Source organism: Ochrobactrum sp. S1502_03 (assembly GCF_044435015.1).
In the GTDB taxonomy this organism is placed as follows: Bacteria; Pseudomonadota; Alphaproteobacteria; order Rhizobiales; family Rhizobiaceae; genus Brucella; species Brucella chromiisoli.
In genome coordinates this window covers 1-12,005 of record NZ_JAYEXN010000030.1, presented here as the reverse complement: position 1 = coordinate 12,005, position 12,005 = coordinate 1, and the positions used below count along the sequence as shown (strand labels likewise).

Below are 12,005 nucleotides of genomic sequence, written 5' to 3'. Positions count from 1 at the left end.
CTCAATGAAAAAAGCCATTTTAACTGTGAGCACTGTTCTTGCTCTTCTGGCGTCCCCTGCTATTGCGCAGGAAAAGCTCAAGATCGGGATGACATTTCAGGAACTGAACAATCCCTATTTCGTTTCGATGCAGGAAGCGCTCCGCGGTGCAGCCGAAAGCATTGGCGCTGACGTTGTTGTCAGCGACGCTGGCCATAATGTCGCCAAGCAGATTTCCGACGTGGAAGATATGCTCCAGCAGAACATCGACATCCTGCTGCTCAATCCTACCGACAGCGCTGGTGTTGAAGCAGCCGTCGTTGCTGCCAAGGAAAAAGGCGTGATTGTCGTTGCGGTCGATGCCAACGCCAATGGTCCGGTTGATACTTTCGTTGGCTCCAAAAACCGCGATGCGGGTTACCAGTCGTGCAAGTATCTTGGCGAAAGCCTTGACGGCAAGGGCGAGGTTGCCATTCTGGATGGCATTCCGGTTGTTCCTATCCTTCAGCGCGTTGAAGGCTGCAAGGCAGCGCTTGAAGAGTTCGAGGGCATCAAACTGGTCGACACACAGAATGGTCGTCAGGATCGGTCAGTGGCGCTTGGTGTTGTTGAAAACATGATCCAGTCCCACCCTAATCTCAAGGGCATTTTTTCGGTCAATGATGGTGGCGCTATGGGCGCTCTGGCTGCAATTCAGGGCTCAGGCCGTGATATTAAGCTGACTTCTGTCGATGGCGCGCCAGAAGCTGTTCAAGCCATCAAGGACGGCACGCCTTTCATCGAAACAACGGCACAGTTCCCGCGTGATCAGGTGCGCGTTGGTCTTGCGATGGCGCTGGCGCAGAAATGGGGTGCACGCGTTGTTCCTAAGGAAGTTCCGATCGACGTCATGGTGATCGATGCCAAGAACGCTGAAGGTTTCAGCTGGTAATCATCCTCCCTGCTCCCGTTCCGGTTCAATGCATTGGCAGCACAAGTGTGAAACGCTTTTGCTGAGGAGAATGCGAAAAGCCGCTGCGCCCGAAAGGGCGCACGTGGGACGGGAGCCACTTATTGGTTAGGAACAAATCGTGCTTGAGCTGAAAGGCATCAAAAAAAGCTTTGGCCGGATCGAGGTTCTCCACGGTGTGGATCTAAATGTGCGTGCTGGTGAAGTTCACGCCCTTCTCGGGGAGAACGGTGCGGGCAAATCTACACTGATGAAGATACTCTCCGGTATCTTGCGCCCTTCCGAGGGTGAAATCCGGGTTGACGGTAAAGAGCGCCATTTCGCCGACTACGACGATGCCATTCGAGCTGGCATCGGTATTGTGTTTCAGGAATTCAGCCTGATTCCGTATCTCAATGCAGTCGAAAACATGTTTCTGGCGCGTGAAATGCGCAATCGCCTCGGGCTTCTCGACCGGGCGGCCATGCGCAGCCGTGCGCGCGAAATTATGGCAAAGCTTGGCGTGGATGTGCAGCTCGACGTGCCGATCAACCGGCTTTCTGTGGCAGAACAGCAATTTGTCGAAATCGCCAAAACACTGGCACTTGATGCGCGCATTCTTATTCTCGATGAACCGACGGCCACATTGACTCCATCCGAAGTTGAGCACCTTTTCAAAGTGATGCGCGAGTTGCGCCGTCAGGGCGTGGCAATTATTTTTATCTCCCATCATCTTGAAGAGATTTTTGAGATCTGCGACCGGATTACGGTTCTGCGCGACGGGAATTATATCAAGTCCTGTGATGTCTGTGATGTCGATAATGACCGCCTGGTCGAGATGATGGTCGGGCGTCGTCTGGAAGCCGGTTTTCCACCCAAAGCCGACATTGATGTGAGAGCGCCGGTAATCATTGATGTGGAAGAATTACAATTGCGTAAAGGCGGACCCGTTTCGCGCTTTAGCCTGCGCAAGGGCGAGGTTTTGGGTTTTGCCGGGCTGGTCGGCTCAGGCCGGACGGAAAGCGTTCTGGCCATGCTCGGCGCACATGCGTCTGTTCAATGCAAGATGAAATTGGATGGCGTGGCGACGCGGCTTTCCGGCCCTGATCAGGCGCTTGAAAACGGTATCGGGCTTTTGCCGGAAAGCCGTAAAGAGCAAGGGCTGATCACCAGCTTCTCGATCCTGCAAAATATTTCCCTCAACAATTACGGCAAATATCGCCGCCTGCACTGGTTTGTCGACCTTAAAAAAGAGCTCAAAGCCACACAAGTTGCCATGCAGCAGGTGCGGGTGAAGGCGCAGGGACCTTATGCGCGCATTGATACGCTTTCGGGGGGCAATCAGCAGAAAGTGGTCATCGCGCGCTGGCTCAATCATGACATGCGCGTGCTGATTTTTGACGAACCCACACGCGGTATTGATGTCGGTGCGAAGGCAGAAATCTATGCCCTCATGCGCGCTTTCACCAATGCCGGATATTCGATCATCATGATTTCTTCCGAACTGCCGGAGATCATCGGCATGTCAGACAGGGTCTGCGTGTTCCGTTCCGGCGGTATCGTCGCAACGCTCGAAGGTGAAAAAATCACGTCTGAGGAAATTATGACCCAAGCCACAACGGGGAAGCCGCACTATGTCCAATAATGCAAATATTGCCACAGCTGAAAAGAAGAGCGGCTTTTCACTGCGCCATTGGCTGCATTCGCCGCTCATATTGCCCTTGGCGGGCCTGATCGTCGTCTCCGTCCTGATGGGACTTGCCAGCGACAATTTCTTCAGCGTGCCGAACATCCTCAATGTGTTACGGCAGGTCTCTATCGTCGCTGTATTGGCGGTCGGTATGACTTTTGTCATCCTCACTGGCGGTATCGATTTGTCCGTTGGCGCGGTCATGGCGCTGGTTGGAACGCTTGCATCGGGCCTCATGGTGCATGCCGGGATTCCGGCAAGTGCTGCCCTTGGTCTTGGCCTGCTCATCGGGCTTGCGATTGGCACCATCAATGGTGTCCTTGTTGCATGGGGGCGAATGCCGGCAATTATCGTGACGCTTGCCACTATGGGCATGGCGCGTGGTCTTGGTCTTATTTATTCCGGCGGTTATCCGATCAGCGGCCTGCCGAGCTGGGTGTCATGGTTTGGTGTGGGGCGCATCGGCATGATCCCTGTGCCGGTTATCATTATGTTTATCATCTACGCGATTGCATGGGTGCTGCTCGAACGCACTGCTTTTGGTCGCCATGTCTATGCGCTGGGCGGCAATGAGACCGCAGCGCGGCTTTCGGGCGTGAAAACATTGCGCGTCAAACTTGCCGTCTACGCGATCTCTGGTCTCACATCGGCTCTCGCCGCAGTTATTCTGACCGGGCGTCTGATGAGTGGTCAACCGAATGCGGGCATGGGTTTCGAGCTCGATGCCATTGCGGCAGTTGTTTTAGGCGGCACTGCGATTGCCGGCGGTCGTGGTCTGGTGCTTGGCACACTGATTGGCGCGATCCTGTTGGGTATCTTGAACAATGGCCTCAACCTGATGGGCATCAATCCGTATCTTCAGGATGTGATCAAAGGCGGCATCATCCTGCTTGCGATCTATATCGGGCGCGAGTGGCGCTAATCATTATGAAATTTGCCGGAAACAGTCCGGTGCATACACAGGAGAATAAAATGGCGGAATCGCTTCAAGGCAAGATTGCAGTCATTACGGGGGCTGCTTCGGGTATTGGTTTGGCTACGACCAAAACGTTGCTTGCCGCAGGAGCCACGGTCGTTCTGGTGGACCGCAATGAAGCAGCTCTGAATGCGTTGGTGGGTGAGTTGGGCGAGAAGGCTATCGCACAGGTGACGGATCTGTTGAATGCCGAAAGCTGCGCTGCGATGGTGCCTGAAATCCTGAAAAAGGTCGATCATATCGATATTCTGTATTGCAATGCAGGCACCTATATTGGTGGTGATCTGACAGAGACAACCGCAGAAGCCATTGATCAGATGCTCAATCTCAATGTCAATGCGGTCATGAAAAATGTTCATGCTGTCGCGCCGCATATGATTGAACGCAAGACAGGTGACATCATTGTGACCTGCTCGATTGCAGGCCATTACCCGACCTATTGGGAGCCGGTTTATGCATCGTCCAAGTGGGCGGTGACCTGCTTTGTGCAGACAATGCGCCGACAGATGATCCCGCATGGCGTCCGTGTGGCTCAGGTGTCGCCGGGTCCAGTGGTTTCGGCCCTGCTGGCCGACTGGCCTGAGGAAAACCTGCGCAAGGCCAAGGAATCGGGCAGCCTGATCGATCCGAGTGAGGTGGCGGATGCGGTTGAATATATGCTGACACGCAAGCGCACAGTCACGATTCGCGATATGCTGGTGCTGCCGACCAACTTTGATCGGGTATAATCGCGTTTCACGGAGGGTATTTCCAATGGTCCCAAAATATCTGATTGGCGTGGATGTCGGCACGGGGTCCGCCCGTGCGGGTGTTTTTGATCGCTCAGGCAAGCTTCTGGCGACAGCCAAACGACCGCTCGATCTTTATCGGGATGATCGCGGCTTCGTCGAGCAATCAAGTCAGCAGATATGGCGTGCCGTTTGTGAAAGCGTGCGTGAAAGTGTTGCAAGCGCCGCTATCGATCCGGGTGAGGTGGCAGGCATTGGTTTTGATGCCACCTGTTCGCTTGTCGTTCTTGGCGAAGGTGAGAAAACGCTGCCAGTGAGCAGCGAGAGCGAACGCGATGTTATCGTATGGATGGATCATCGCGCGCTCGCACAGGCTGAGCGGATTAATGCAGGCGGCCATGATGTGCTCAAATATGTCGGCGGACGTATCTCGCCTGAAATGCAGACACCTAAATTGCTGTGGCTGCGGGAAAACAATCCCGACACCTATGCGAAGGCACGGCATTTTTTCGATCTCACGGATTTTCTGACATTCAAGGCAAGCGGTGCACTTGAGCGTTCATCCTGCACCGTCACATGTAAATGGACTTATCTCGCGCATGAAGGGCGCTGGGATGCGGAATATTTCCGTGCTATCGGACTGGGTGATCTGGCAGACGATGGTTTTAGCCGTATAGGACAGACGATCGTTGCGCCCGGCACCCCACTTGGTCACGGATTGAGCCCAGAGGCCGCCTCCGCGATGGGACTTGTCGCTGGCATTGCTGTTGGGGCAGGGTTGATCGATGCCCATGCCGGTGGTGTGGGAACAGTGGGAGCACGGGATGGCGTTGCTCATCCTGTGAAATGTCTCGCTTATGTGTTCGGCACGTCTTCGTGCACCATGACAACGACAGTTGAACCGGCATTCGTTCCCGGCGTATGGGGGCCTTATTATTCGGCGATGTTGCCAGGCAAATGGCTGAATGAAGGTGGACAATCGGCTGCGGGGGCAGCGATTGATCATCTTGTGCAATGTCATCCGGCAGCACTTGAAGCAGGCATGCTCGCAAAAGCCGAAGGCAAATCCTTGCCGCAATGGCTTGGCGACAGAGCATTGATGCTGGCAAATTCGCCCAGCGAGGCCGTCAGGCTCGCTGATACATTGCATGTGGTGCCGGAATTTCTGGGCAATCGTGCGCCCTTTGCCGACCCGCATGCGCGCGCTGTTATTGTCGGGCAGGGCATGGAGACAGGCGTGGATTCCCTTGTCGCACTTTATATTGCGGGTCTTTGCGGCCTTGGCTATGGCCTGCGTCAGATCATTGATACGCAAAGCAAAAATGGTGCAATCGTCGAAGCCATCAGTGTCAGCGGTGGCGCAGGTACCCATCCGCTCATTCGTCAGCTTCTGGCTGATGCGTCAGGTCTGCCTGTCGAGGTGATCGATTGTGAAGAGCCGGTCCTGCTTGGTTCGGCAATTTTGGGCGCAATGGCCGCAGGGCTGTTTGCAGATATGGAAACGGCTATGTCGACCATGTCGCGCGTTGGCACGCAGTGCCTCCCGCAAGTGCGCATCAGTGCCGTGCACGATGCACGTTATAGGGCTTTTCTGGCATTGCAGAGCAGCGCGCGCGACATACGCCAGAGCATGGCACAAGCGCTGTCTGCATAATCCATTATTCAACATCAGGCGGTAAAATCACGCCGAAGAGGTTATTTCTATGCAGTTTTCTGGAAAATCCGTCATTGTGACAGGAGCAGGCAAAGGTATTGGTCGTGCATGTGCGCAGTTGATGGCCAGCCGTGGCGCGGAAGTGGTCGCACTGAGCCGTACCCAGTCTGATCTCGACAGTTTGGTTGGTGAAATCGGAGGGCGTTCGATACGGGTTGATCTGTCTGATGCGCGGGCTGCGCGTGACGCGATCCGCGAGGCGGGAGCATGTGATTATCTCATTAACAGCGCAGGCATCAATGTGCTTGAAAGCGTGTTTGATATGACCGATGCCGGTTATGAGGCTGTTATGGGCATCAATTTGCGCGCAGCGCTGATTGCGTGTCAGGAGTTTGCCCGTATGCGCGTGGCAGCAGGCGGCGGTGGCGCCATCGTCAATATTACATCTATTGCCGGCCATCGCGGTTTTCAGGATCACTTGTGCTATGCCGCATCCAAGGCAGGCCTTGAAGGTGCAACGCGAGTTCTCGCTAAGGAGTTGGGACCGCATGGTATCCGTGTCAATGCGGTGGCCCCCACAATCACATTGACCGAACTAGCGGTTGAAGCCTGGAGCGACCCTGCAAAAAGCACACCGATGATGGTGCGCCATCCGGTCAATCGTTTTGCGCAATCCGAAGATGTTGCGCAGGCCATTGCGATTCTTTTAAGCAACGACAGCGCAATGGTCACAGGGGCTACTTTACCAGTCGATGGTGGTTTTCTGGCCGTGTGATAAGTCGCTGGTGATGGCATCAATGTCTTGAATATTTGCGAAAATTTTCGTGATAAGTTTTACTGCCTGGCTCCGTTGGTAACGGGGCATTCTTTCAGGCTGACTCTGATCGCCTGTGAGAAACCGCGTTCTGTCTGTTCGCTAACTTTCAGTGACCGAGCACAAAATCAAACAGAATGTGGGGTCGGAATGCCGATTACGCAGACGTGGCATTTTGCATAAAACAAATCGCTCCCGGCTTGGCACCGGGAGCGATAATTTGATTGCGACTATGGGTTTTCTACCACTTCACCTTGAAGCCGACATTGCCTTTGAGGGCGTAGCTGTCGGAGAAATGGTTGAGTGACGTGTTGATGGAACCTTCGCCATAGAGCATGTATTTATTGTCGGCCCAGGCATAGGTGCCACCTGCGCCAATCCCACCCCATGTATCATCGCTGTCAGTGGCCATATGGGTTCCCGCATAATTCATGCGCGCGTCACCCATGAGCTCCTGATAAAGATTGGCAATGCCATAGAGTGATGTATTGACCATCCGCCCATCATGGCCCTTCCAGCTATTGGCATAGTTGGCAGCAAGACCAAGCCGGGCTGTCAGGCTATCCCCGTCTCTATTGGAGATGCGCGCGCCATAGCTATCGGTAAAGGTGTCAAAATCCACCGATGACCACATGAGCTGTGCCTGCGGTGTCAGCGACCAGTTCTGGTTGATGGCAAAACGCTGACCCGCTTCGAGGCTCAGAGCGTAACCGAAGCCCTTATTGCCGTTGCTGAGAGTCTTGTTGACTGCATCGACATGAAGATCGCTGTCATACCAGTTGGCCTGTGCCTGTGCATCAAGATAGAAGCCGGACGTACCATACCATGTGGCCGTGGCACCAAGCCCCCATCCTTGCGTGCTGATGCTGCCCGAACCGTCACCGGTCCGGTTGTCGATATCCGAGCGTGCATTGCCGTATTGCCCGGTAATGCCAGCAAACAGTGTGCCATTCTCATCCTCATAGAACTGACCATCCACACCGGCCTGCATGATGAAAGTGTTGATATCCTGATGCAGATCACCTGCCGTGGAGGCACTTTCATGACGGGTATGCGCGCCTTCAATGCGACCCCAGATCGCCTTGCTGTCGGTTTCACCCACATTGGCACCCGAACTGGCCTGATCAGAGCCTCCCAGATAACGCTCACCCACACGCTGTTGCAGTGTCGGCAGCTTGTTCAGAGCCTGCAGCGTCGAGCCATAGGATTCATAGATCGGAGCCGCGGGGCTGTAACGGCCCGGATTAGGACCAGGGTTAGGACCTGGAGGACAGGTATTGGTCTTCTCGCAATCCGGATCGACCGGATTGACAGGATTGGCATTGTCCTTCTTGCTGACCAGATACCAGTTGCCATCATTTGGCGTATTGGTTCCGCCTTTTTGCAGCGTATAGGCATAGGCCGAGTCAGTCATAATGGCCTGCTTGCCGTCTTTGGTGACATAATCACCATTGAGCGTGAACAGACCATCAGAGCTCCCCCCCACGGAGATGATCTCGATGCCGTTATTGGTTTTAGCGCCAAAACCGTGACGGTTGGTGATGTCGACTTTGGAAGTGCCGGCTGTGTTGCCACTGACATTCATCCGGTCAATCAATGAACTGTCATCACCAAGCACACCCCACATATGCAGCGTACCGCCTTGTCCGTTATAATCGCCGGACACATTAAGCACCGTGCCGCCATTGCCGCCGAAGAAAACATCGCCCCCATTGGACAAGCCGGCCATGGTGCTGGAGAACCCGCCAAGTTCGAGCGATGCCCCACTGGCCACGCTATAGCGCGAAGCAGCTGAGAAGCCACCGGCTGCCCCCTGAACCAGCGCGCCCTCATTGACAGCAGTGTTGCCCGAATAGTCATTGGCACCATAAAGCACCAGATCACCATTGCCATTCTTGGTGATGCCACCCGTGCCGGAGATCTTACCGGAGAAATCGCCATGCAGGTTCTGATTGAGCGTTAATGTGCCCGAACCAAGCGTGATAGTGCCGTCACCGGCTTTCTCACCCACAAGACTGCCAACGGTTTCATTAAAGTCGGCAAGATCAAGCACCCCACCGCCCTTGATGGTCACATTGCCCGAACCAAAAGCATTCTCCGCAATGCCAGCTTTGGCTGCGCCTGCTGCAACCGTCAATCCGCCACTGAACGTGTTATTGCCAGAGAAGGTCGTCGTGCCGATGCCATCTTTGGTAACGGCACCAACGCCGCTCACCTTGTTTGCAAATGAAAACTCCTGATCCTTGTTGATCAGCAGCTTGCCACGGTCAAACTCTGTGCTTGCAAGAACGATCTCTGCGCTGTTTGCAATGCTGCCGTTTCCGCTCAGCTCCAGCGTGCCCTCTTGCACCGTGGTGGTGCCGCTATAGCTGTTCTGGCCTGTCAGATTCAGTGTTCCATAGCCAGATTTGGTAAAGCTATTCTGCCCGTCGAGAATGGAGGATATGGTTGCCACATAGTTGGCATGCTCCATCACGCCGTCACCAACGTTGATCCGAACATCCGTTCCACCCAGCGTGATTGTGCCTCCCTCAACGCTGTAACCATCAACGAAGAACTGCATGCCGTTGACACGCGGCGTAAAGCCATTCTCAATCATGACCTTACCACCGGTGCCCTGAAACACGGCAAAAACGTCATCCGCCCAGGGAGTATTGCCGTTGCCGTTCTGGTCGGTCCAGTTCGAGTTCGCTGCGTTCCATGTTCCATCGCCGCCATGGACGGTGCCATCGCCTATCATCTGGCTTCCATCCCAGTAGGACATGGTCCGACCGCCACTGTTAACCAGATTGACCTGCCCCTGAGGTTGCAGCACTTGCAGGCTATAGTCCTGATCGCTTCCCGCAGCCATCTGCATACCGTTATCGGTCAGTGGATTGTCTGACTGGAAAATACGATAGACCCCGACATCCATCTGGCTATTCTTGTTCACGGTCAGTGTACCGTCGATGGTCAGATTGCCGTTGACATGGAAAAGCTCGCTCATTGACGGTCCGCCATTCAACGTCACGTCGACATTGCTGCCTGCATTGAGCGTCAAGTCTTTTGAGAAAGTCAGGACCTGTCCGCTCTGAGCAAAAAGAGTCCCCTCAACCGTTGTATTGCCGCCAATGCTGCCATGGCCACCCAGTGCCGCACCGGATGCGACATCGACCGTGCCGGTTCCGTCACCGAGCTTGCCGCCATCAAGACGCAGAGTGCCATCCTTCACAAGCGTATTGCCCTGGAAGGCGCTGCTGTCACCCGTTAAGGCCAGCGTACCAGCCCCCTGTTTGGCCAGTTGACCTGGCCCCGTAAAGGCAGACGTAATGGTAAAGGTGTTGGTGGGATCGACAATGTCAAAGCCACCGCCATTATGGCCCCAATCAATGGTGTCATCGGTACTGCTGGATTGCGTCCCGGTCACCCGCAGCGTGCCGCTGTTAAAATGAAGTGCACCTGAACCGAGGTTCTCGGCCTGCTCAATCGAGATGACCCCGGCATTGAAAAATGTATCGCCGTAACTGTTATTGCCCGAAAGTGTGAGCGTACCAGCTCCGTTCTGTGTGACACTGCCCGTGCCGGTGATGGCGCCGGAAAGCGGGGTCGCCCCCGTATTGTCGACCACGAGATTGCCACCATCAAGCGCAATATCGCCCATGATTGAACCATCCGTGGTGCCGTCACCCAGCTGCAGAATGCCGCCGGAAACCGTCGTGCCGCCCGTATAGCTATTGGAAGCTGTTGTGATCAGCGTACCATTACCCGCTTTGGTGAAAGCGCCTTTGGCAAGACCGGCATTCCCAATAAAATGTGTAAGCGTAACGGTCTTGGTATCTCCAACCGAAACCGTGCCACCGGCAGAGGTCAGTGTCACTGCACGTGCAGAAGTCATATCGGCAGTAACCAGCAGCGTGCCACCATCGAAACGCAATGCACCAGACGCATCGCCAAGATTATCGTCTGACGAAACCGACAAAGTACCCGCATTGAGGTTGGTGCCGCCCTTATAGAGGTTGGTGCCAGACAAAACCAGTGTGCCATCACCGAGCTTTGTCAGCGCACCGCCTGCTCCCAAGTTCTGATTGAGCGTGAACGTGTTGGGCGTTTCGTCGATGTCAAATCCGCCGCCACCTGCGTCCCATTCAATGTTGCGGCTTGTAGTGTTCATATATGTCCCGGTGATCTGCAATATGCCGCCGTCAAACGTAAGTTTGCCGGACGCATCGCCCAACTTATTCTCAGAATTCACCGAAAGTGTACCACTCGAGAATACGGTCCCACCGGAATACTTGTTATTCCCGAACAAAACTGTTGTGCCTGAGCCGACACTCTTGACATTTCCAGTGCCGGAAATGATCCCGTCATATGTATAGACGTCTGATCGACTGAAAGCCAATGTCCCTTTTTGTGCACCGTCGATGCCTGTGCTGATATTGTTGCTTGCCAGACTGCCTGCTTTACTATTAGCACCGAATTGCAGAACCCCTCCCGTAATGTTGACTGCACCTGTGAAACTGCTGTCGGCTGTCAATATGGTCGTGCCGGATATCTGATTGATAACGCCGGTAAACTGTGGGTCGGCATCGCGCATTGCAGAGCCGAACTCGTAGCTTGTATCGGTATGATTGAAATTGATGGTCGCGCCAGCGGTCATTATTATACCGTTAGTCGCCTTCACAATACCTGGCGCAGTGGCTTGAGCGTCTGCTGCGGCTCCAACGTTCAGCGTCCCATTTGATGTGGAGATCTTCCGGCCAGCGGGGTTGCCTAATTGCAGAGGGGCTTCTGTATGAAATGTGCCGTAGTTGGAAACAGTTAAAACGCTGTTGGATGAGTTTCCGGAGTTCCCAAAAATAATTTTGTGAAGATTGGACAGATTTTTGAATTCAGATTCTTTGCCGTCAACAGTTGTTGTTCCTCCGACAATATAGTCATGTTCCGTATTGTTGATTTTAAATATAGCTCCTTCAAGAACATTTATTGTTGCGTTTTGATCGGTTGATATTTGTTCAAAAACACCGCCCATAAAACTTATCTGTGATCCGCTCCCACTTACAGTAACTGAAGTATTTAATATTTTTCCACTTTTTGTTACAACGAGTACTCCGTGATTGGTTACATCAATATTTGAAGTTATATTTCCGTATCCAAAATTTAGCGCTCGTGGACAAAGGTTGACTGCGGAATCGATTTTTGATTCAAAGCTTCCATTTGGAGGCTACTTTGGGCGAACGGATCGGTTTGACAGACGAGG

At 53.9% G+C, this 12,005-nt stretch carries 7 protein-coding genes; 6 read left to right on the top strand and 1 reads right to left on the bottom strand.

Annotation, left to right across the window (positions count from 1 at the left end):
- Nucleotides 1-4: 4 nt before the first annotated feature.
- The 6 genes from VBH83_RS15500 (at nucleotide 5) to VBH83_RS15475 (ending at nucleotide 6,730) form a co-directional block, all read left to right on the top strand.
- Nucleotides 5-910, top strand: coding sequence for an ABC transporter substrate-binding protein (locus VBH83_RS15500; RefSeq protein ID WP_265985722.1), 906 nt, complete (start codon nucleotides 5-7; stop codon nucleotides 908-910).
- A 139-nt stretch (nucleotides 911-1,049) separates the two neighbouring features.
- The gene (locus VBH83_RS15495; protein ID WP_265985721.1) at nucleotides 1,050-2,552 is read left to right on the top strand and encodes a sugar ABC transporter ATP-binding protein; all 1,503 of its coding nucleotides are present in this window, start codon (nucleotides 1,050-1,052) and stop codon (nucleotides 2,550-2,552) included.
- A complete protein-coding gene (locus tag VBH83_RS15490; protein ID WP_265985720.1) occupies nucleotides 2,542-3,519 on the top strand; it encodes an ABC transporter permease in 978 nt (325 codons plus the stop codon). The genes VBH83_RS15495 and VBH83_RS15490 overlap by 11 nt, the downstream gene beginning before the upstream one ends.
- A 50-nt stretch (nucleotides 3,520-3,569) precedes the next feature.
- Nucleotides 3,570-4,301, top strand: a complete 732-nt coding sequence (locus VBH83_RS15485; RefSeq protein ID WP_265985719.1) for an SDR family oxidoreductase — start codon at nucleotides 3,570-3,572, stop codon at nucleotides 4,299-4,301.
- 25 nt (nucleotides 4,302-4,326) lie between these two features.
- The gene (locus VBH83_RS15480; RefSeq protein WP_265985718.1) at nucleotides 4,327-5,955 is read left to right on the top strand and encodes an FGGY-family carbohydrate kinase; all 1,629 of its coding nucleotides are present in this window, start codon (nucleotides 4,327-4,329) and stop codon (nucleotides 5,953-5,955) included.
- 49 nt (nucleotides 5,956-6,004) lie between these two features.
- The gene (locus VBH83_RS15475) at nucleotides 6,005-6,730 is read left to right on the top strand and encodes an SDR family oxidoreductase (RefSeq protein ID WP_265985716.1); all 726 of its coding nucleotides are present in this window, start codon (nucleotides 6,005-6,007) and stop codon (nucleotides 6,728-6,730) included.
- A gap of 280 nt (nucleotides 6,731-7,010) precedes the next feature.
- Here VBH83_RS15475 and VBH83_RS15470 read toward each other — a convergent pair whose 3' ends face one another.
- A complete protein-coding gene (locus tag VBH83_RS15470) occupies nucleotides 7,011-11,405 on the bottom strand; it encodes an autotransporter outer membrane beta-barrel domain-containing protein (protein ID WP_396998515.1) in 4,395 nt (1,464 codons plus the stop codon).
- Nucleotides 11,406-12,005: the final 600 nt, after the last annotated feature.

Coding starts and splice junctions, on each gene's coding strand:
- VBH83_RS15500 (WP_265985722.1), top strand. CDS start 5: ATGAAAAAAGCCATTTTAACTGTGAGCACTGTTCTTGCTCTTCTGGCG.
- VBH83_RS15490 (WP_265985720.1), top strand. CDS start 2,542: ATGTCCAATAATGCAAATATTGCCACAGCTGAAAAGAAGAGCGGCTTT.
- VBH83_RS15485 (WP_265985719.1), top strand. CDS start 3,570: ATGGCGGAATCGCTTCAAGGCAAGATTGCAGTCATTACGGGGGCTGCT.
- VBH83_RS15480 (WP_265985718.1), top strand. CDS start 4,327: ATGGTCCCAAAATATCTGATTGGCGTGGATGTCGGCACGGGGTCCGCC.
- VBH83_RS15475 (WP_265985716.1), top strand. CDS start 6,005: ATGCAGTTTTCTGGAAAATCCGTCATTGTGACAGGAGCAGGCAAAGGT.
- VBH83_RS15470 (WP_396998515.1), bottom strand. CDS start 11,405: ATGACCGCTGGCGCGACCATCAATTTCAATCATACCGATACAAGCTAC.